Annotated in this window: 18 protein-coding genes and 4 pseudogenes; 7 read left to right on the plus strand and 15 right to left on the minus strand. The window is 46.5% G+C overall.

Going from position 1 to position 20,446, the window contains the following annotated elements:
- The first annotated feature begins 131 nt into the window (after positions 1 to 131).
- A complete protein-coding gene (locus KT99_RS08820; RefSeq protein ID WP_005499115.1) occupies positions 132 to 464 on the plus strand; it encodes a PBPRA1643 family SWIM/SEC-C metal-binding motif protein in 333 nt (110 codons plus the stop codon).
- Positions 465 to 617: 153 nt separating this feature from the next.
- Here KT99_RS08820 and KT99_RS08825 read toward each other — a convergent pair whose 3' ends face one another.
- The 7 genes and pseudogenes from KT99_RS08825 to rpiA all read right to left on the minus strand — a co-directional run bounded on the left by KT99_RS08825 (position 618) and on the right by rpiA (position 6,219).
- A complete protein-coding gene (locus KT99_RS08825; protein WP_040571779.1) occupies positions 618 to 914 on the minus strand; it encodes an efflux RND transporter permease subunit in 297 nt (98 codons plus the stop codon).
- Between the two features lie 79 nt (positions 915 to 993).
- Positions 994 to 1,467: an efflux RND transporter periplasmic adaptor subunit gene (locus tag KT99_RS08830; RefSeq protein ID WP_005499117.1), complete on the minus strand. Its 474-nt coding sequence runs from the start codon at positions 1,465 to 1,467 to the stop codon at positions 994 to 996.
- Positions 1,468 to 1,615: 148 nt separating this feature from the next.
- A complete protein-coding gene (locus KT99_RS08835) occupies positions 1,616 to 2,083 on the minus strand; it encodes a hypothetical protein (RefSeq protein ID WP_050774339.1) in 468 nt (155 codons plus the stop codon).
- A gap of 42 nt (positions 2,084 to 2,125) precedes the next feature.
- Positions 2,126 to 3,561 (minus strand): IS66-like element ISSbe3 family transposase gene (locus KT99_RS08840; protein WP_086017581.1). Its coding sequence is split into 2 segments (ribosomal slippage): positions 2,126 to 3,369 and positions 3,369 to 3,561, totalling 1,437 coding nucleotides; the frame shifts between segments, so codons are not numbered across the junction.
- Between the two features lie 101 nt (positions 3,562 to 3,662).
- A pseudogene (locus tag KT99_RS23555) lies at positions 3,663 to 3,752 on the minus strand (transposase); the annotation flags it as partial.
- Positions 3,753 to 4,351: 599 nt separating this feature from the next.
- On the minus strand, positions 4,352 to 4,744 hold the full coding sequence (locus KT99_RS08850; protein WP_005499119.1) for a lysozyme inhibitor LprI family protein: 393 nt from the start codon (positions 4,742 to 4,744) through the stop codon (positions 4,352 to 4,354).
- A gap of 818 nt (positions 4,745 to 5,562) precedes the next feature.
- Complete coding sequence (gene rpiA, locus KT99_RS08855; protein WP_005499120.1) at positions 5,563 to 6,219, minus strand: ribose-5-phosphate isomerase RpiA; 657 nt, start codon at positions 6,217 to 6,219, stop codon at positions 5,563 to 5,565.
- Positions 6,220 to 6,395: 176 nt separating this feature from the next.
- On the opposite strand from rpiA, the gene KT99_RS08860 reads away from it, so the two are divergent.
- Complete coding sequence (locus KT99_RS08860; protein WP_005499121.1) at positions 6,396 to 7,370, plus strand: DUF808 domain-containing protein; 975 nt, start codon at positions 6,396 to 6,398, stop codon at positions 7,368 to 7,370.
- A gap of 67 nt (positions 7,371 to 7,437) precedes the next feature.
- Here KT99_RS08860 and KT99_RS08865 read toward each other — a convergent pair whose 3' ends face one another.
- Positions 7,438 to 8,325, minus strand: a complete 888-nt coding sequence (locus KT99_RS08865) for a LysR family transcriptional regulator (protein WP_005499122.1) — start codon at positions 8,323 to 8,325, stop codon at positions 7,438 to 7,440.
- Positions 8,326 to 8,536: 211 nt separating this feature from the next.
- Here KT99_RS08865 and KT99_RS08870 point away from each other — a divergent pair, with 211 nt between their 5' ends.
- Positions 8,537 to 8,938, plus strand: a complete 402-nt coding sequence (locus KT99_RS08870) for a CidA/LrgA family protein (RefSeq protein ID WP_050774341.1) — start codon at positions 8,537 to 8,539, stop codon at positions 8,936 to 8,938.
- Between the two features lie 3 nt (positions 8,939 to 8,941).
- The gene (locus KT99_RS08875; RefSeq protein WP_005499124.1) at positions 8,942 to 9,649 is read left to right on the plus strand and encodes an LrgB family protein; all 708 of its coding nucleotides are present in this window, start codon (positions 8,942 to 8,944) and stop codon (positions 9,647 to 9,649) included.
- A gap of 66 nt (positions 9,650 to 9,715) precedes the next feature.
- Here KT99_RS08875 and KT99_RS21985 read toward each other — a convergent pair whose 3' ends face one another.
- Entirely contained in the window at positions 9,716 to 9,865 is a 150-nt protein-coding gene (locus KT99_RS21985; RefSeq protein WP_005499125.1) for a hypothetical protein, read from the minus strand.
- Between the two features lie 572 nt (positions 9,866 to 10,437).
- On the opposite strand from KT99_RS21985, the pseudogene KT99_RS08880 reads away from it, so the two are divergent.
- Positions 10,438 to 12,206: pseudogene (locus KT99_RS08880) on the plus strand (alkaline phosphatase D family protein).
- A gap of 349 nt (positions 12,207 to 12,555) precedes the next feature.
- The gene (locus tag KT99_RS08885) at positions 12,556 to 13,122 is read left to right on the plus strand and encodes a phosphoribosyltransferase (protein ID WP_005499128.1); all 567 of its coding nucleotides are present in this window, start codon (positions 12,556 to 12,558) and stop codon (positions 13,120 to 13,122) included.
- A gap of 421 nt (positions 13,123 to 13,543) precedes the next feature.
- On the opposite strand, the gene pepN is transcribed toward KT99_RS08885, so the two are convergent.
- The 6 genes and pseudogenes from pepN to KT99_RS08910 form a co-directional block, all read right to left on the minus strand.
- A complete protein-coding gene (gene pepN, locus KT99_RS08890) occupies positions 13,544 to 16,168 on the minus strand; it encodes an aminopeptidase N (protein WP_040571780.1) in 2,625 nt (874 codons plus the stop codon).
- 179 nt (positions 16,169 to 16,347) lie between these two features.
- Entirely contained in the window at positions 16,348 to 16,941 is a 594-nt protein-coding gene (gene lpoB / locus KT99_RS08895) for a penicillin-binding protein activator LpoB (RefSeq protein WP_198402008.1), read from the minus strand.
- Positions 16,942 to 16,963: 22 nt separating this feature from the next.
- On the minus strand, positions 16,964 to 18,355 hold the full coding sequence (locus KT99_RS08900) for a COG3014 family protein (RefSeq protein ID WP_005499131.1): 1,392 nt from the start codon (positions 18,353 to 18,355) through the stop codon (positions 16,964 to 16,966).
- A pseudogene (locus KT99_RS21615) lies at positions 18,352 to 18,513 on the minus strand (peptide deformylase); the annotation flags it as partial. The pseudogene KT99_RS21615 and the gene KT99_RS08900, both read right to left, overlap by 4 nt.
- Before the next feature lie 29 nt (positions 18,514 to 18,542).
- The gene (locus tag KT99_RS08905; protein WP_005499133.1) at positions 18,543 to 18,755 is read right to left on the minus strand and encodes a SlyX family protein; all 213 of its coding nucleotides are present in this window, start codon (positions 18,753 to 18,755) and stop codon (positions 18,543 to 18,545) included.
- 8 nt (positions 18,756 to 18,763) lie between these two features.
- Positions 18,764 to 19,735: pseudogene (locus KT99_RS08910) on the minus strand (WD40 repeat domain-containing protein).
- Positions 19,736 to 19,902: 167 nt separating this feature from the next.
- Between KT99_RS08910 and KT99_RS08915 the strand changes: the two are divergent.
- The coding region (locus KT99_RS08915) for an FKBP-type peptidyl-prolyl cis-trans isomerase N-terminal domain-containing protein (protein ID WP_005499140.1) at positions 19,903 to 20,446 on the plus strand (544 nt) is incomplete at its 3' end.

A 20,446-nucleotide genomic window follows, 5' to 3' on the forward strand; every position in this document is an offset into this window, starting at 1 on the left:
AGGTATTATTTTTCTCTGCTTGTAGTTAAAAGGCAGACAAGCAGCAAGTTCCTTAATTCAACAGTCGACTATTTAACGTTTTACGTTATACTTCCGCGCTAAAATCTAGTATTTAATTAGCGGAGTTCATCGTGCACGATCTGTATTACAAAGGGCGTATCTACACCAGAGAAAATCATGTAATAAGTGGTTATAATACTAAGCGTATCGTTAAGCTTGGTACAGAAATGCAGCCATTATCGCTAGTAGTTAACAGTGATGAGAGAAAAAAAGAGGTAGCGGCGTTAGTTGCTGATAATGGATTATTTGCCGAGATTACTGTAGATAGTGCTATTGATGAAAATATCAATGATCTTAACGCGGTTATAAACAAGCCAACTACCACTAGGTTCGACAAAACCCCGAACCGTAATGATCCTTGTTCATGTGGCAGTGGTAAAAAATATAAAAAGTGTTGCGGCTAACAAAATGCTATTTTTTCCGTGAATCGACTTAATGTCATCGCAGGCGTTTGATAACCTAAACTGACATCTGCAATATCACCGAGTAGAAGCAATCCCGTACTGTTACCACCGAACCCGCCTTGGATACTCAGTGCTTTGATATCGTCAATGGATTTAAAAGTTGGTCGATTCTTTGAGATCGATAAAAATCATCGAACTACCAGGCCGAGACAAAGAACACAGCTTCCACATAGAGCCCATCTCTTGCAACTTGGTCTCTATTTTATCGGTCACTTGCTGCTCGTTCTGTTTCGCAGATGCTCCAGGGTAAAGCGTCACAACCACAGCACTTTTTACCGTAAAGGTTGGATCTTCTAATTTGCCAAGTTCAAAGTAGGAAGTCACGTCAACAATCACACTAAAGAACAGCACAAATAGACGCTGTTTAATCGCAAATTCAGCTAAATCCATCATAACTCCTAATAGCTAAATGCTTTAACTAAGGTGTTGGCAACCATTTGCTCTGGCTTAAGGTAATGCACACCTGCGGTCACAATGGCATCCCCGTGTGCAGTTCGCCACTCAAGCAAACGCTGTTACTGCGCAGCGCCTCAAGCGTTACCGCCTTTTCAAGGACGATGCCCTCTTTTATGACATTGACCGCTTTTCCTGGCAATGCATTCGTGACCTGATCGATGATAAATTCAACCGTATAAGTCTGTTTAATCGGATCGGCCAAGGTAGCCACCGAACTGAGTCTTGCGTTTAAACTGGTCTTGGCTCCGTGCCAATTAACCAACACTAGTTGATCAAGCACCAATTGACTCATTAAATTCTCTGGCACATCAATCACCGCTTTCAATTGGTTAGGTTGATGCAGCGAAAACAATGAGGTCCCGGGTGAGGTTTGTTCAAATTCTGGCTGTGATTTTGAACCAATAACGCCACTAAACGGCGCTTTGAGTTCAGTGTAATCGAGTGCATCTTGAGATTTTTGCAGGTTCTGTGTCACCACATCAACCATGGCTAAACTCCGTCTATAGCCACTTTGTGCTCTGTCTAGATTAACCTTATAAATGGATCATCAGCGATAGCCTGTTGAACGCGTTCGAGCTCAACTTTTGCTAGACGATGGGCGGCATTAGCTTCCGGCTTCAGCCGCGAAGACCTTGCTAAGGAGATGGATGAAGTGCATTACTGCTGGCTTTGCCTTTACACCATAGCCCACAGTTATGCTGCTTTTTGAAAGCACACATAGCATCCCAACGACCACTAATACCACTGTATTGGCGGCGAAACTCTTTCGCTGAGGTTATCCAAGCCTCGGGCGCTATGCCAAGTTCATTGAGTAATTTAGGCTGGGTTGAGTCAATAAAACCTTTTTTATCAGGCCTAATGGCTCTGCCAGTCCAATCGATAAGTTGTAGGTAATCACAGAAATGAAATGGGATACCTGATTGAGTCGCTACATCATGTCCTTTAGTCACCTTACACCAAAGCTCAATTATCTCGCGATTAGACAGCGAACTCGCTTTATCAAGGTCAATTTTCAGCACGAGATGATAGTGATTATTCATCACCGCATAGGCACAGACATCGATACAAAAGATAGCAGGCAGAGCCTTAACCTTAGATTCCAAGGGGAGCCGACAATCCGTAAGCATTCACCAGAGGGGGATTGACTAAGCTGAGGTTAGTCCAAATACGTCTGGGTAGTCGCATTTACCCACCACGCCCGCAATGATAGTGCTGATCACTGTTATCGGGGATAACTTGCGCTTCTTGCACGTTTCAACGACTGAGAGGATCCGAGATCGAAACTTCTCACCCCTATCTGAACTGGTGCCATAGCAGATCTTGCGCATGATCACGCTGCCACGCAAACAACGCTCGGCTTCGTTATTGGTCAAAGGTGTCCCTGGGTGATTGAGAAAAACCCATAAACCTTGCTCATATTTGAGAATATGCCGGCATCGGCCTGAGTAGCGTGAAGCGGGCACATTTTCCCCGCACTCAAGCCAGCGCTTAATATTGCGCCTTAGTCGTTGCATTCGCCGACGCCACATTATTTCGTCAACGTCACCGGCTTCATATCTATGTTGAGTGCGAAATACGGACTTGAATAGCAATACCAGTCGATTGCCGATACTCGCGGTAAGCCCCTTACCTGAATAATCGGCCATTTGTTGTAAATTACGCTGCACATGGGCAAGGCAAAATTGATGCCGTTCGGGCTCAATCCAGTTGTAGCTGGGACATTGGTCACTCACGACAATCGCTTGGGTATGCTCGCCTAATATCGATTTGGCTGCATCCTTATTACGAAAATATTTCACCTGTTGGAATACGGCATCCTCACTCGATAACAACCAGACCCAGCGGGTATGCTCTTCACCATTACGATTGTGCGTCGTCTCGTCAACATGCACTAATGACGCTTTTTTTATGTGTTGATGCAGAGCTTGGTGTGTCGGCGTCAGCATACTACTGACTCGCCCTTGCGCTTCAGAAATCAGACCGATAGAGAAATGAGTCCCGTATTGGTCTTGCAGTAAACGTTGAATTTTACGTACGCTCAGGTGATACAAGCCACTGAGCACAGCCACGTAACTGAGCAATCGTGGCCCCATCTGACCATCGGGAGCCTCTTCAGGCAAGGCTCCTTTGCTCACGGTGTTGCACTGCTGACAACGCCCGTGAAATAACTGGTATTCAGTTATATCAAGTGCAGGTTTAGGTAATTCAAATACCTGATGACGATAGCTTGGAGTCGGGTTGGCAATGACCTCGCCACCACAATCAGAACAACATGAATCGGGTAAGCAAGCGACTTGCTCATCGGTTGCGCTGAGTTCCGCTAATGGTCTTTTATGCCCCGTATGTCCAGGTTGAGCGCCAACCTTATTTCCACTACGAGGCGTTTGAGCTTTTTTCGCTCAGCCTTATCCGCAGGGGAGTCAGAGGATGGTGATTTGGATGAGTTTCTAGAGCTCAATGCTAGGCGGTCTTCATATTCACGTAACTTTTCCCACAGTTCTTGAATGAGTAAGTTTGCTTTGTTTTCACCGAGTTCAGCAACCGTAGGCGGCTCTGTTGCGAATTGTTTTTTCTTTTTCATGAAGCTATTTTGACACGGCAAAGAGATCGTTCAATAGCGATATGACCAAACCTTATTGATCATCAATTGATCGTGTCAATAAGGGGCTGGTGAACGGTTACGACAATCCAGCCGCGTCTATGCTCGAAACTTTTTCCTATCAATTTATCTTCGCCGCAGAGGAAAGCCCTTCTAACACAACGATTTATTATGTGGTAAAACGGAGTCGATTCTGGGTCGCTATCGCCCTAACAATCAGGTACGTCAAGCTGAAGTCATAGTCGCTATCCGGAATAAACTGAGTTGAGGTAACGTAAAGGTTAGTAGAGGATGCTCTAAAGCACAAAATATATGGCTGTCCTATCTTTTTTATCACTCGGTGCTTGCATGTGGTCACTGATACAAGCTAATGATTGGCTTTTTCTTCCCTGAATGGCGTTCCCTTGTTGATGTAAGAGTTTGCCCTGAGTGTCCCTAACTGCACACACATTAACCTACTTTTACTCTTGCTTACAATAGTGAATTTAATATCTCCATCACATATTTATAATAGAAGTATGAAACTCTGTGTTTTTCCCTAGCTTTCTGTTCTTGTTCTGTTTGGTTTATAACGGATTAATCAAGACCCATGATTAACAATCGTGGGTGTCTTGGCTATAAACAGTGGGGTTCCCTCAGGTTTTGACCCCTTTATCCTCTTTATCTTTGGCGAACAGCTATTTCGTCACTGAAAAGATTAGTTAGGGATCCACAAGCATGCTATTAAATTCGAGGGGATCCATCAGGTTCTAACCCTTTATCTTCGTTAGTTTTACTTCGTAATGATACGCAATGCTTCAATTCGTTGACTTAATATTATCTCTTCACATTTCAAGCTAAATATAGCTGAACCTGTTCCCATATTCGCACCTATTGCACCTAGGTAAAGAGAACAATGAGAATTCATATAGTTTTGAAATGACTCCTGCTCAATTTTGAATTCTTTACTTAGACCTGGAGAAATATGATATTCCTCTTGTGCGACAACTATTGCATTAACTTCAGATAGAACTACTTTTAACTCTCTACGCTTTTCATTAACAACGTTATTAATGCAGGTTTCAACATCGTATTTAGATTTGTACTTTGAATCACACACTTCGGATTGTGATTTAGCTACAGTGATTGCCGAAACGAAAATTAACAAAATTAACGAATACTTCATTTTACTTCCTTGATAATAATTTAAATAAATGTGAACTTAGACTGCTAATAGTTACGAGTAGCTACCAACGATGATTTTGTAAAACTAACAGCTGTATAGTGCGCATGCGCACATATTTTATTAACGCGTATGCACAATTAATATAAAATTAGGGTCAGAGTAAACTTTATCACTTGGTGCTTGCATGTGGTCACTGATACAAGCTAATGATTGGCTTTTTCTTCCCTGAATGGCGTTCCCTTGTTGATGTAAGAGTTTGCCCTGCGTTTCCCTAACTGCTCACACATTAACCTACTTTTAATGTGGGTTTCAATAGCTCCATCACATATTTCTAATTGAAATATAAAACTCTGTGTTTGCCCTAGCTTTCTGTTCTTGTTGCTGTTTTCTGTTTGGTTTACGACAAAGGGGTCGTAGCGAATAAGGTAACTTGCTTTTAGAACAACAAGTGCAGATGCGGCTGTGGACTTCGGTTTCAGGGTGAGGTTTCACTTAGTGAAACTTTCCGAACGAGAGATAGGGATATCGAACTGGCATTTAAACATGGACGTTGTTTGAAACCGCAGAGCGTATAGGGATGACTCTTATGAAATCAAGAGCCAGCGTCTCGCAGAACCTTCTTAAAATAAAGAGCGCACAATCCCCGCTGGGAAGGCGATAGATAACAATGAAGCTATGCCGTACAGCAAGCTTTCCAGTCCGAGTCACCCAAAATGAAGACACAAAAAAGCCACCCGTTAAAAGAGTGGCTTAGCTAAACAAGTTCCTAGGCTCTAGTACCTAGAAACCTAGTCACTTCTGAGAAGCAATAAAACGGTCTACTTAACCGTTTTAACCCCTTCTGGTGTACCCACTAACAAGACATCTGCACCGCGGTTAGCGAACAAACCGTTAGTCACTACGCCGACGATTTGATTGATCTGCTCTTCGAGCTCTTTTGGCTTCATGATCTTCATGTTGTACACATCTAAGATGATGTTGCCGTTGTCGGTGAGACAACCTTCACGGTAAACCGGATCGCCGCCTAGCTTGACCAGTTGGCGTGCCACGTATGAGCGAGCCATAGGGATCACTTCTACTGGCAGTGGAAACTCGCCTAAGATAGCGACCTGCTTAGTGTTATCTACGATACAGATAAACTTTTCGGCTACGGCTGCGATGATCTTCTCACGAGTCAGCGCGGCGCCGCCGCCCTTGATCATGTCCATGCGTTCGTTGATCTCATCGGCACCATCGACATACACAGAAAGCTCATTGACAGAATTGAGATCGTAGACCGGAATACCCAGTGCTTTCATCTTTTCGGTAGACGCTGCAGAGCTAGAAACAGCCCCTTCGATATCGGCCTTCATGGTCGCGAGAGCATCGATAAAGTGATTAACGGTAGAGCCTGTGCCGACGCCAACTATAGTATCTTTTTCAACGTACTGTAGCGCAGCCCAACCAGCGGCTTTCTTCATCTCATCTTGTGTCATGGTCGTTTCCTATAAGGAGTTTTAAAATTCTGAGGTCATTATACCCGAGCCACGTCAAAATGCTCGATTTGCCGAAGCTAGAATTTTTATGTGACTCGGGTAGTGATTTAAGCAAGCATGTATGAGTTCTGCAACGGGTTTGCAGTATTTAGGATAAGGAAAGGGAAGGACACTTTATGGCTGGAGCTAGCCTGTTAACGCTGTTAGATGATATTGCCGCCATCTTGGATGATGTGGCCTTGATGAGCAAAATAGCCGCCAAGAAGACCGCTGGGGTGCTGGGCGACGATTTAGCTCTCAATGCCCAACAAGTCTCAGGAGTCAGTGCCGATAGGGAGTTGCCGGTCGTCTGGGCTGTGGCGATGGGCTCGTTGCGTAATAAGTGCATCCTGGTGCCAGCTGCGCTATTGATCAGCGCCTTTATCCCTTGGGCAGTGACGCCTCTGCTGATGTTTGGTGGGTTGTTTCTCTGTTTCGAAGGCTTCGAGAAGCTGCATCACACCTATGAGACACGCAAGAACAAAGCCGCCGCTTTAGCCCAAGGCGGTGCGGCTCATGACATGGATGATGAACTGCCGCAAATTGATGATCTCAGAGAATACGAAGCCAAGAAGGTCAAAGGTGCCATTCGTACCGATTTCGTGCTCTCCGCCGAGATCATCGCCATCACCTTAGGGGTCGTCGCCGAAAGTAGCTTTCTTACTCAAGTGGTGACGCTTTCTGTGATTGCTCTGGTGATGACCATAGGGGTTTACGGCTTGGTGGCTGGAATCGTCAAGATGGATGATGCTGGCTTGTACCTGAGCCGGAGAAAAGGTGAAGGTCTCTTGACTCGTTTTGGCCGTTGGTTCGGCGCAAAATTGGTTAACGCTGCTCCCTATTTAATGCGTGGACTGACCATAGTCGGCACCATCGCTATGTTTATGGTGGGAGGCGGAATTCTGACCCATGGCTTGCATTGGATCAGTGTACAGATTGAAACAGCCGCCGCTCTGGCAGGCCAACTCACTATTATCGGGCCAGTATTATCATTTCTCACGCCTAGCTTACTCAATACTATTTTCGGTGTGATTGCCGGGGCATTAGCCCTGTTGCTGATGTCTGGGGTTCAAAAAGAGACACGATATCCCAGTGGCAGACATAGTGATTAATAGCATTGCTGAAATGACTTGCCCAGCGATTTATGCTGTTTTGCCATCTGATATAAACAAGCCCCGTTTAAACTGGGCTTGTTGGTTTTATCATCTCAATCATGGCTTGCGCTGCAAAAGAGAGAGCCTGCTCCTTTCGCCAAAATAGCGACATTTGCCACCTCAAGTCTGAGCCGACAAGTGGCACGGAGGCGACTCCGGCTACCCTGTGACGCTCGGCGATCATCTTAGGCAGCAACATATTGCCCGCGCCTGCGGCGACTAAGGCGATACCAAATTCCGCCTGACTGATCCGAGTGATGTTTTTCGGCGTAAAACCCGCTTGCTTACAGCTGTCTAAGACCATGCTATAGAGGGAAAATCCGGCTTCGAACATGATCTGTGGTTCTTCGGCGATCTGTTCGAGTCTTAGGGACTTCTCACTGGCTAGGACGTGATGTTTAGGCAAGATGACGACCATAGGCTCATCACGAACCAGGATGCCTTCAAACTCCTTGTCGAACGCTATGATGCCAGTGGCTAGCTCTATCTCCCCTCTAATCAAGGCCTCTTTTTGTTCTACCGAGCCACGGACTAACAGCTCCATCTCGATCTTAGGATAAGTGTCGCGGTACTTGGCGATAACCGGTGCGAAAAGCTCGGCGCTACCCAGTGGAGCCAGACCGAGTTTTAACTGACCCGAGGTTAGTCCGCGTTGAGCGGCGAGTTCATTGAGTAAGGCTTGCTTGTTAGCCAGTAAGGTTTGCCCATGACGGTAGACCAGCTCTCCGGCGGGGGTGAGCTTGACTCGAGTCCCTCGTTTGCCGCGTTTGAGCAGAGTGACGTCAAGTTCATGTTCTAGTTGTTGAATCGCCTTGGATAGAGCGGGTTGAGTAATGTGCACCTTCGCGGAGGCTTTGGCAAAGCCACCGGAGTCGACAATCTCAATCAGATAACGAATAACACGTAGATCCATTTGTATAACCTTAGGGAATGTATTCTATGATTAATATTCATTTTTTTTATCAATAGTGCAAGTTTAAACTTGTACTACTGCTAATGAATGAGTTTATTGACCTATGCCAGTTTCAAGAGTCACTCACCAGAGTGAACCCAATTCCAGCTTCACTCGTGGGGATCATGCTAAGGCCTCTTTAGCGAGTAAGCGCAATGGCAAGCTGAGGCTCATGCTACAGACCTTGGTGCAGGTGAGCCTGTTTTGTCTGTTGGCCGTCATCTGCGTACAAGCCGAGCAATACTTTGATTTGCCTATCCCCGGAAGCGTCATAGGCCTGGCCATAGTCCTGCTACTCTTACTGACCAAGACAATTCCCGAACATAGGGTTAGCTTAGGCTCGGCCTGGTTGATCGCCGAGCTGCTACTGTTTTTTATCCCCCCTGTGGTCTCTGTGATTAAATATCAAAGCTTATTTGAGAATTACGGTGTGCAATTGATGGTGATGTTAGTGCTGGGAACGGTATTTGTGTTGGTGGGGACCGGGTTTGTGGTCGACCGTGTTTTTCGTTTCGAGCGTAGAATGAATCGTCAGCGTGCTCAGGCTCTGCTGGCATCCGGTATGGAAGATTAACTCATGTCTATTTTCGAAGGTACAGGCTCGGTCTTGGTAGGCATTTTCAGTTTAGTGATGACACTCGTGTGTTACACGGGGGCTAAATATGCTTATGGAAAATTTAAATTCTGGTGGTTGTCACCCATCATGCTGGCTCCGCTAGGGATTATCTCTCTGGTGCTGTTGCTGGATATCCCCTTAGCTAGCTATTTTCAATTTAGTCATCTGTTGACCTTGATGTTGACGCCTGCGGTCATCGCCTTCGCCGTACCCATCTATCGCGAGCGGCACTTAATTGCCAAATATCCACTCACGCTCTCCATCGGTGTGGTCGTCGGCCTCTTCTTGGGATTGATCTCGTCCTGGGGCCTGTCTAAGTTAGTCTCGCTGCCACCCGAGTTATCTAAGAGTGTCTTGGTCCGCTTCGTATCTACACCTTTTGCCATGGAGGCCACGTCGAGTTTTGGTGGTGTGCCTGAGCTGACGGCCATGCTGGTTTTACTTACCGGAGTATTGGGCATGATGATTTGTGAGCCCATTTTTAGGCTGGCAAAAATCAACACATCTCTGGGTAAGGGCGCGGCACTGGGGGCATCGGCTCACGGCGTCGGCGCCGCGAAAGCATCTGAAATCGGGGAGGAGGAGGGGGTTGTCGCCAGTCTTACCATGATATTTACCGGCATAGCTATGGTGTTAGCGGCTCCATTGTTTAGCCAATTGTTTGTTTAGTTCGCTCTTTGCCTGATGATGGCCAATCTTAGTCATTTCTGTGTGAAACTTAAGCTGTTTTAGGGGTTAACTTGTCGATAGCTTAAGAAGCTTGGCGCACAGTTTCACAAAATCTGAAGAGGTGACTATGCCTTCAACTTTGCCTTGAGCATCTTTTAAGCTGGCCTGATCGCTGATACACACCACTTGCCTAGTCATAATATCTTGTACTTTCATCCACTTGTCCTTATGTCTGATTGCAATTGAGGGTCTGGCTCAATCGCCTTGTCTCTAAAGTAATACCATTCCATATAAGTATCTGGTCAGTTCAGAGACTCTCAGTTTTTTCAATTCAAGGCGCATTGATGAGGAAATGGTTATTCCCTTTTAAGTCAATGTAACACAGAAGTGAAAACACTGAGAGCCTCACGCAGTGCGGCTGATGTTTAAAGCAAAGGGCAAAGCCCTTTATGCTACGTTGTATGTTCTCGATATACGACTGCATGGTCTATTTTGTTCCATACAAAATAAGACATTTCCTCCTTCCATGGAGGTCAGATGCAGGAGGTAGAGCAACGCAGGAGCTTGTTGCCGAGAATAACTATTAGCTTCAAACATTCGCCTTGCCTACCGCGCTTTGAACTCCCGCTGAATGATCTGATACTTACTCGGAATGGTATAAACACCCCAATTCTCTTTGTCTGCGCACGTATCCACCACATCAGACAATGTGTAGCACGAATGTAATAGTAGTGTTGCATAATACTCGTTAGACCTCTTACCACTTGTGTATTTTAAGGATAATAATAATGAAACGCAGATTTACACGTCGGGATTTTTTGGAGATGTCGGCTAAAGGTGTGGGCGCGGCAGTGGTGTCATATGGCTTGATGGGCTGTAGTGACAGTAACAGCAGCAGTGATGATGCGGTTAAGGCTGAGTTTTTACATGGCGTCGCCAGCGGCGATCCTAGCCATGATGCAATCATCTTGTGGACGCGAGTGACGCCGGAAGTGGAAGGGGAGCTCACGGTTGCTTGGGAGCTTGCTACGGATACGGATTTCACTGATTTAGTCATCAATGGTGAAACCACCACCAGTGCCGAGCGAGATTACACCATTAAGGTGGATGCAACCGGACTGGACGCCGGGACTGAATATTTCTACCGTTTTAAGCAAGGGGAAGCCGTCTCTGAAGTAGGACGGACGCTCACCTTGCCTCAAGGGGCCATAGATCAAGTCAAGTTGGCGGTGCTCTCTTGTGCGAATGTGCGAACTTTCCGGCAGGACACTTCAATGTGTATGCGTTAGCGGCTCAACAAGAGGGCTTAGATGCGGTTATTCATTTAGGGGACTATATCTATGAATATGCTCGCGGCGAGTATGCCGCCGACATGGGCCGTGAGGTTTTACCGGCTGGTGAGCTATTCACCTTAGGTGATTATCGCACCCGCTATGCGCAATATCGAACCGATCCAAGCCTGGCGGGACTACATGCCAAGGTGCCCTTTATTACGGTATGGGACGACCATGAAGTCGCTAACGATACCTGGAAGGATGGCGCCGAGAATCACAACGAGGATGAAGGTGATTTCGATGCGAGAAAGCAGGGGGCCCTGCAAGCTTATTTCGAGTGGTTGCCCATCCGCCCTTGGCGTGAAGGCAATCATGAGGAGATATACCGCTCCTTTAGTTTCGGAGATCTGGTCGATCTGCATATGTTAGATACGCGAGTCTTAGCCCGTGATAAGGCCTTAGATTATGCCGATTATATCGATCCTGTGACCCAAGCCATGGACAGTCAAAAGTTTATGGCGGCAGTGACGGCAACTGAGCGAACCTTGCTGGGCACAGAGCAGCTGCAATGGCTGCAATCTAGCCTGCTGACAGCGACGGGAAAGTGGCAGGTTTTAGGCCAGCAAGTCTTGATGGGCAGCATGTTGCTACCGGCAGCAATTGCCATGCAAAAGCTTAGCGTGTCAGAGTTTGGTGAGCTGGCGGCCCTGGCGAAAATCGCCGCCCGCTGGGAGGCGAAAGATCCGACGGTGACGACATTTGAATATACCTTTCTTATCGAGAATCAGCACAGGCTAACACCCGAGGCCATGGCGTTGCTGCAGATGCCTGCAGTCCCTTATAACTTAGATGCCTGGGATGGCTACGCCTATGAGCGTGAAGTGGTTCTGGCCACGGCTAAGTCGATAGGCTGTAATTTAGTGGTACTGGCGGGAGATACCCATAATGCCTGGGCAAATGAGCTTATGGACAGTCATGGTGATCCTGTGGGCGTGGAGTTTGCGACCAGCTCGGTATCTTCTCCCGGACTCGAGTACTATCTGGGGATCCCGGAAGATCAACAGGTGCAAACCGAAGCGGGTCTCAAAGAGATGGTCGAGGGTCTCAAGTATACCAACTTAAGAGACAGAGGCTTTATGGTGCTCACCTTCACTGCCGAGCAGGTACGCAGTGACTGGCATTATGTCGATACCATACTTTCTGCAGATTTCAGCGAAGATATGAGCAAACAGCAAAGCTGTGTTTGTGCCATAGGGACGGCGCAAGTGGTGAATGTCAGTTAGCGGTTAATTTAAGAGTGTAAAACCTGATCAGCATTTCAAAGTAAACCATGAGCCACATTTAATTAGTTGTGGCTCATTTTTCGATAGCCTACTGCTTCCCCCCCCCCCCTGCTTCAATCTCCGAATTAGCCATTGCTTTGAGGCTAAATAGCGATTAGCGTCTAAGTTTTGATTTTAAATGAAGCAACAAATTTCATTTTAGTATAAAATTCGGCCCCAAAATCGGGTAGATGCCTACACTTTAACCTGTGATTATTTCACCGGCATAAAATAGCGCATATTCCGTCTTTGGAATGAGCGTTTTGCCTACCGAGTTGACCTAAATAAATAACAAGATGGGGATGGTCGAATGTCAGATAAGCACTTTATTACCGCACAGGGATTGCTCGAAGATTCATTTCGCCTGGCGGCGCAGGTTTATGAGAGCGGTTTTCGTCCACAATTTATCGTCGGGATCTGGCGTGGTGGTGCACCTATAGGGATTGCGGTGCAGGAATATTTCGATTTTAAACAGGTTGAAACCGATCATATTGCGGTACGTACCTCTTCTTATTATGGGATCGGCACCGACAAACAGAATAAGAAAATCAAGGTTCATGGACTGCATTATATCGTTGAGAATGCCAATGCCGATGATGGTTTGTTGATTGTCGATGATGTGTTCGATTCGGGCCGCAGTATTCACGCACTCAAGGATAAGCTCAGCGAGTTGATGCGTTTGAATATGCCAAAAGATGTGCGTATTGCCTGCCCTTACTATAAGCCCAAGAATACTTCGGTGCCGCTAAAGCCTGATTATTACCTTCATGAGTCGGAAGACTGGTTAGTTTTTCCTCATGAAGTCTCTGGTTTATCGGCCAAGGAGATCCTCGAAGGTAAAAGTGATCTGGCGAATATTAAAGAGCTTTTCGTTTAAGCGGCGTTAAGTCGTCTGACGAATAAATGAAACCAGTGCATATCGCTATGCACTGGTTTTTTGTGTTTTGGCCTTGCATTCCAGCTAGCTAAACAAAAATGTCTGATGGCTATAGCTTATCTATCTGTTCACCGAGTTGATATGACTTGTCAGTGACTATGGTTTCTCTGCAATTGTGCTTGAACAGATTCTAATTGTTGGTAATTGTTGGTAATTGTTGATCGTTAGTCATGGCATAAACATTGTAAAAACAATCTCTATGCCATGACTAAATGTTAATATTAATCAGTTAGTTAATATTTTTGTATGCGAGTCTACTATCGAACGTTAGCGCTTCTTACTAAACATTAATCATATAAACCAAACTGGTCCAGACCAAGTTAACCCCAGATCAGGTTGAACTCGCTCACGAGATTACCCCTTAGTTCAGCAAGCGCTCCTTAATGGCGACACATCTCAACTCACTCTGGTGTGTTTGTAATAAGGCTTTTTGAGTGGTCGCCGAGAGTCCATGCTGCGTATTGATGGTTTTTTCGAGTATGGCTATTCCCCCGTGGGTGCATCGAGTCGGGATCAAATATCGGCCATATACTTGCATAAAACGGTCACTCTTTTGCTCGTCTACTTGAGTGAGTGACTCGAGTCTCTGCTCTGAACTCGCTGAGCTTAATCGTTGTTGCTCTCTTGGGTACAGGTGGGCCATGGCGATACCGAGTGTCGAAAATGGCAATTGGCTGTCATGTTGAATATGAGTCAACCAATAGCGTTTAATGCCGGCTTCGGGTCTGGATACCCGAGCCGCAATGGCGGCATTTTTGCCGCGCGGGCTCAGATCTGTACTCAGCTCTTGGTCTATCAGAGCGCGGCTACCCAAATAGTCATAACGATTGACTTGGGTGATGATGTTCCAGCGCATCTGTTGATCTATTTTCAATCCCTGGATACTGGCCTTGCCTGCCAACAATTCAACGAGGTGAGTCAAGGCATCCTGGCTGCGTGAAAATTGAATATAGGCATTAAACCAGAGGCGTTGAATATCGACGCTGTCACCGTTGACCATGGTTTTTCTCAGGCTCATCTGCTCTAAGCCTTTCAGTGCCATGTGAATATAACTGCGGTGATTTGGCAGTATCTGCTCGAGGTCAGATTTACTCTGATTAAGATTGGTCAGCACCTGTTTCAGGATGGCTGGCTCCTTCTCTTTGGGGAGATTAATGAAGACTACGCCTAAGTATTCATTTAATGCCAGTTCACCGTCAGATACGCTCTCCCACAAGCTCTGCCATAACATGGAGCGTAACTTAGGCTCTTTGAGCATATTGAGGTGCTGCTTCACCGTCTCGAGCGAGCGGCTATCCAAGCTTACTTTCACGTAGCCTGAATCGAGATAGTTAGGATAGACAAGATCTGGACATCGAGTGCCGTTTAACTGCTTAACTCGCGTCCTCTCACCCTTGTAGCTTAGCGACATAGTGCGGACTCGGTGCAGCTCATTTCTGCCCTTGGTAAACAGTGCCAGTGTTATCTTCTGCTCCCTCAGGGTAGGGCTTTGCTCGTTGGCTGGTGATTGTAGGAGGGAAAACTCACTTATGCGGTTATTTTTACAGGCGAACTCAGCTCTTAGGGTATTCACACCGGGAGTGTAGAGCCAATCTCTCTGCCATTGAGTCAGGTCGCGTTTGGCATGGATACTCTGGCTGGCAAAAAAGTCGGCCGGGCTGGCATTTCGAGAGGCAAATTTTTCCAGGTAGCTTTTCAGGCCGAGTCTAAAATCTGCCTCACCGATCAAATGCTCGAGTCCCAGTAAACTCGCCTCTCCCTTGTAGACTCCGACCGAAGGCAGTCCCGACCCATAGGCATGATTGGCGAATAGCACATCATCCATATAAGCCCTGGATTTTATCGGGTCATAGAAGGGCTTCGATTCTTGAGGGCCGTAGCCAAGCTGAGCCAAGGTCTTGTTGGTTATCAGCGAGCCTAGGCTCATATTCAACCAGCTTTCGTCCCACCAGTTTATGCTAATGAGCGCGCCAAACCATTGGGCGGAGAGGCCAGTCATGCTGGTTATTGCCATGCGTTCTTGTTGCTCTTGCGGGGAGAGACCCGCAAAGAGAGCGATATTCTCATCTATGCTGATGACTGCTGCGCTGGCGAGTGAGTCGTTATTGGTCAGAGTCGGGCTAAGCAGCAGATCGAACTTGTTGAATGGGTAGGGAGCGTGTAAATACTCTTCCATGAAGCGGAGCCCTTTATCGATATCTGCAAACCAGAGTTGCGGGGAGATGTCGTCTGCGATAGCTTGCCTGGCAAATAAGCGAATGGGGTAGCTTGCTTGAGTACTGTCATCTTGCCAGACGCGATAGGCACCCGCGTGCAGGGAAAACATATGCGGGCTCAATATTGGGCTAGTAGGAAATTGCCACTGGTTTGACTCGGATGAGTCTATGATTTTCTGTTCTTTGACTGAGCTGATGACCACCCAGTCTTTGGGCACTGTGACATTCAGGCTATAGCTGGCCTTTAGATTGGGTTGATCGAATGAGGGAAACATCATGCTGGCGGCATCGGGGGAGAAGTTCGATTCAAGATAGACGTTAGCATCTTTTGGATCCACGAAGCGGACTAAGCCCATGCCATAGTTGCCATAATTTTGTGTGTAACTGATCTCCACCGCGTTACTGCCAGACAGCAAGAGACTCGGGCTCAAGATAAAGGCCTTACCGTTATAGCTGGGGTAAATTTTGTGACCATTAATGATAAATGATTTTATGTCGGCTCGGAGCAGGTCTAAGGAGAGCGGCGTACTGGTATCGGATAGCTGAAAATTAACTTGTGTGCTGCCACTGAAGTGCTCAGCTTGGGTTAAATCCAATGTTATTTGATAGCTGACTGCTGAGATTCGGGCACTACGAGACTGGGCTAAGGCTAGCTTAGCGGCAGAAGAGTTGCGTGAAACGCTATCGTGAACCTTAGGTTGGCTGGTGCTGTTACATGAGATGAGCAGTAGTGAGACAAGGCAGAGCAGACAGACACGCAGTAGATTCACAGCTTGGTTCCCGGCAGTTGAGAGATGAGTGGCAACACTAACCGATTTCTTTGCCGAGTGCGATAACAAGCAAGCTCGAATGACTTTTTGTTATAGAAAGGGGGATGTTGGCAGTTGATTATATAAAAATGCCAGTCATCTAGACTGGCATTTTTATCAAGTTAGCAAGTTACGCTAAATTACAGTCCCAGGAATGACTTAGACTTAACCTTACGGATCTCTTTCTCATCAGACCATTCGATAAGGCCTGTTTCGAGATCCATCAGACGCATGGTCATCTTGTAGTAAACATCTTTAGTGCTGCCTGATTGCTTAACTATGCTGGAAAGATTGCCATAAAGCATGTACTGGGCGCCAATTTGACGACCGAAGCTGATGGCGGTAGATGGGTCAACCATACCGGCATTGTTCTGGTAGTCCAGCTGCTTACGCACTTCGTCTACCTTGGTCATGTCGATAAAGCGGAACTTACCCGAGCGTAGTAACTTGTTGCTGATCGAGTCAGTGACCGATTCTGTATCGATATGCTCTGAAGTCTTGTTCTTGATCTTATCGACAAACATGATGGGACGGTCGTTTAGTGTCATCGCCACGATAGGTGGGAACGTCAGCATGCTATCAACCATCTTAGCCGTGATGGATTGAAGATCTGAAGAACCGAAGTTTTCATTGACCGTTTCCACCTCAGTGGCGTCACCATATTCGACTTTTGATTGGCAACCAACCAGTCCGACAGCGACAGCTAGCATAAAAATGAGTTTAAAATTTTTCATAGTGGCTTCCATTAAATGTGTATTAGATGATTATTGAATAAAAACGTGTGTGATTACCAGTGTCTATTACCCAAACTAAGGTTGTTCTACCGCTCTTCACTTCTATTTCTTGGCTCGGTGAATTATCAAGCTTGAGTGAGTAACGACCATTTTTGAGGTAAGTTCTGGCAATTTGTGCTTGTTTGGGTAGGGTAAGCCAGCTGCGTCTATCGGCTTGCTCCGTCACTACGTTGAATATCTGCATGGCGATGGCGGCAAAATCGGTTTCGTTATGTCTCTTCTTGCTGCTGCTCTCTACGCTTCTGGCCATCTCAGACTTGGCATAGACTCTGGCTGCCTGCCTCAATAAGGCGGCCGGGAGATCTTCCTTGAGGGCCGTGATTGCCAGTGCGCCTATATTGGCGATGGGAGCCGCGGTTAAGGTCTTGCCTAAGCCGCTTAGTTTACCTTTTGCAACAGCACGAGAATTTGAAGTATAAGTGGCTAATGAGGCGGTCTGCCAGTTGCCATGAATAGTGAAGGGAATCGTTATACTCTTCTTTTCAGGGACAAAGCCACGTTCGAGCAGGATTATGACTTGGCCTTCCCCCTTCTTTTGGAACTTAGGTTTTCCCCATCTACGTTCAAACTCCTGCTGTTGAGGCATGGAGAGCTGTGTCGCTAAACGGACAAGATCTTGTTGCAGATAGGGGTTATCAGGGGTAATTTGCGCGGCTTTACGGTAATCGATAAACGCATCGTTGGGCTCGCCTAAAATTTCATGTAACAGACCCGTGGTGTAGTAGCTGTAGGCATTTAAGAAGGAGCTGGTGACTGTGCCCGCGGCCTTGTCGAGTTTATTCATTTCCGCATCTATGGTGCCGTTCGCCATGGCTTGAACTGATTTCTGTGATTTTTGATATCTGGCCTGTTCTGAGCTTTGCAGCTGGTTACTGCGTCTGACTTCTACTAAGGCGCCTTCTCGATCGCCACTGAACAAGTAGTTTAGTGCTTGATATTGGTGCAACATCACACGTTCATAACCCGGTCCGCGATAGGGGATCACATTGTCGTTTATAAATAGACTGCTGGCGGTGGCGCCTAGATCCGTGACACTCAAGGTCGCCTTATCATCAAATTTGAGATAGGCAGCAACGGCTTGTTGATAGTAATTTTTACTCGCCTCGAAATCGCCACTGATCTGAGCGACTCGTCCAGCTTCCTGAGCATAGAGCAGGCCATCTGCGCCGGAGATATTCGATGCCACATCTTCAATCCCTTTCATGGGGGTATTCGTGTTGAGCTGGGCTTTTATCGGGGCAATTTGCGACGGGTAATTGATGAAAATACTGTTAAATGCACAACCAGATAGGCTGAGGCTCAACAGAGGGATTAATAGCCAATGTTTCATTGTGCTCTTCATGGTACTTTTCATCGTACAGCCTCATTGAGGCTATTATTGGCTTGCATAGCGCCCCTTTCAATCAAGGTGATACCTTGAAGATGAACATATTCGTGTTGAAAAATCCGGGCAATAAAGCCCGTTAAGCTTGGATGATACTCTAGGCCATTAAGGTCTTGAAAGCTAACATCTTGATCCTTCAATTTTTTGGCACTAATATTTAATAGTGAGGTGGCGGGCCCTCATCTGACTGACTCACTATGTCACTCGGTTCTGCGGTTTGTAATTTACTGACTAAGAGTCGTATTGCTTGCTGCTGATCAGACAGCAGACTATTTAACTTGATCACTTGCTGATTGAGATCTTCTATGGTGACATCCTGAAATGCCAGTCTCATCTCAAGATCTTCGACTCTCTGTTCTAATTGTTGCATTTTTACCTCTAATGGACAGGCACTGGCCAAGTCTCGACTAAGCCATTGCTGCTAATGGTACGGATCTGGTTTGAATCCAGGTTAGCGACAGAGTATACAACGGCGCCCTTGATTTGGGCATGTTTGGTACGCTGAACCTGCCAGTTGGCCAAGGAATGACCGGTTTTTATGTCCCAGACCCTAACTTCTCTCGCCGGGGTGCCTGTCAGGAGTAAGGTATCATGGTTTGAAAAGCGCACCGCCGAAAAGTTCATTTTCCGACGGTTGATTTTTAACTGACTGATTTGTTCGCCGGTGAGATTATCCATAATCTTGGCTATTTTAGTGCTGTCACTCATAAATGACAGGCTGCCTGAGTCATTTAAGCTCACCTTAATGACTCGGTTATCGAACTTCCAGCGATGAATGGGCTGACCTGTGGTGCTGTGCCACAAGATGGCTTGCATATCGTTTGAGCCGGTTAGGGCCAGTTTGCCATCGGCGGAAAGGGCCACACTATTCACTTTTTCTGCATGGCCGAGAAATTTAATTAAGGAAGGGGTCTTGGTGGCGGCCGACGGCATCAGCGACATGACACTGCCATCGGTGAGGCCTATGAGCAATGAACCTGAGTCGGATACCGCCACACTTTGCCCGGTCGATGGCAGTGACCACCAACCTAAAGATGAGCCATTTAGGATGCTCCAGAGGGCGACTGATTTTCTGCTTAAGGAAGCGGCAAACATTTGATTGGCAGAGATGGCGACATCGAAGGCGTCATTATCGGATCCACTGTGTAACCAAGTGTATTTTTGCCTGCCCGTGTCGAGATCCCACAGCTAAATTCCGCTATGGGCCGTGCTAACCAGGGCTAATTGTCCATTCTGAGACAGGCAGGCATCATAGCTAGGCTCGGTGATCAATGCCTGTGTGTCTATGGCATCAGGCTGACAAGCTGAAATGGCGAGAGTGCAAAAAACAATCGAAAAGAAACTTTTCATGAACTTGCCCTCAATGCTGTTGTCTCTAGCTCAAGTGAAATAGCATTTACATAGCTTGATTAAACATAAGTAATGTAATTGGAATAACGTATTTAACTAGTATAAAGTGGATCGCCTTATAAGATAAGGTTATTGTCACGACTAGAAGATCCTGAGGAAGCTTTTAAATGAAATCTATTTATAAATTATCACTGGTTGCTTTGGCCGTTATCGGTCTGTCAGCTTGTAACCAAGAGCAGCAAACAACTGAGGCAGCGGCCAATGTTGAGTTAAAGACACAAGCACAAAAAGAAGCTTACAGTGTGGGTGCATCTATTGGTAAATACATGTCTGGCCATATCAAAGAGCAAGAAGAACTAGGTATGCCTGTCGATCGTGACCTTATTGTTGCAGGTTTCAGTAGCGGTCTTAATGACCAGCTTAAGCTGACAGAAGAAGAGATGCAGACCGTTCTTCAGGGGCTCGATGAGACGTTAAATGACAAGCGTGAGGCTCAAGCTACACTTCTTGCTGAAACAGCCTTGGCCGATAGCTCTGCATTCTTAGAGACTAATAAGGCTAAAGAAGGCGTAGTCACCACAGAATCTGGTCTTCAATATGAAGTAATGACTCCTGGTACGGGTGAGAAGCCTGTTGCCGAAGACATGGTCGAAGTTCATTATGTCGGTACGCTTACCGATGGCACTGAGTTCGATAGCTCGGTCGCTCGCG

Origin of the sequence: Shewanella benthica KT99 (assembly GCF_000172075.1) — a bacterium.
In the GTDB taxonomy this organism is placed as follows: Bacteria; Pseudomonadota; Gammaproteobacteria; order Enterobacterales; family Shewanellaceae; genus Shewanella; species Shewanella benthica_A.

Excerpts from the sequence above, each read along its gene's own strand:
- KT99_RS08825 (WP_040571779.1), bottom strand. The coding sequence starts at position 914 with ATGGATTTAGCTGAATTTGCGATTAAACAGCGTCTATTTGTGCTGTTC.
- KT99_RS08830 (WP_005499117.1), bottom strand. The coding sequence starts at position 1,467 with ATGGTTGATGTGGTGACACAGAACCTGCAAAAATCTCAAGATGCACTC.
- KT99_RS08850 (WP_005499119.1), bottom strand. The coding sequence starts at position 4,744 with ATGAAGTATTCGTTAATTTTGTTAATTTTCGTTTCGGCAATCACTGTA.
- rpiA (WP_005499120.1), bottom strand. The coding sequence starts at position 6,219 with ATGACACAAGATGAGATGAAGAAAGCCGCTGGTTGGGCTGCGCTACAG.
- KT99_RS08860 (WP_005499121.1), top strand. The coding sequence starts at position 6,396 with ATGGCTGGAGCTAGCCTGTTAACGCTGTTAGATGATATTGCCGCCATC.
- KT99_RS08865 (WP_005499122.1), bottom strand. The coding sequence starts at position 8,325 with ATGGATCTACGTGTTATTCGTTATCTGATTGAGATTGTCGACTCCGGT.
- KT99_RS08870 (WP_050774341.1), top strand. The coding sequence starts at position 8,537 with ATGCTACAGACCTTGGTGCAGGTGAGCCTGTTTTGTCTGTTGGCCGTC.
- KT99_RS08875 (WP_005499124.1), top strand. The coding sequence starts at position 8,942 with ATGTCTATTTTCGAAGGTACAGGCTCGGTCTTGGTAGGCATTTTCAGT.
- KT99_RS21985 (WP_005499125.1), bottom strand. The coding sequence starts at position 9,865 with ATGAAAGTACAAGATATTATGACTAGGCAAGTGGTGTGTATCAGCGAT.
- KT99_RS08885 (WP_005499128.1), top strand. The coding sequence starts at position 12,556 with ATGTCAGATAAGCACTTTATTACCGCACAGGGATTGCTCGAAGATTCA.
- lpoB (WP_198402008.1), bottom strand. The coding sequence starts at position 16,941 with ATGAAAAATTTTAAACTCATTTTTATGCTAGCTGTCGCTGTCGGACTG.
- KT99_RS08900 (WP_005499131.1), bottom strand. The coding sequence starts at position 18,355 with ATGAAAAGTACCATGAAGAGCACAATGAAACATTGGCTATTAATCCCT.
- KT99_RS08905 (WP_005499133.1), bottom strand. The coding sequence starts at position 18,755 with ATGCAACAATTAGAACAGAGAGTCGAAGATCTTGAGATGAGACTGGCA.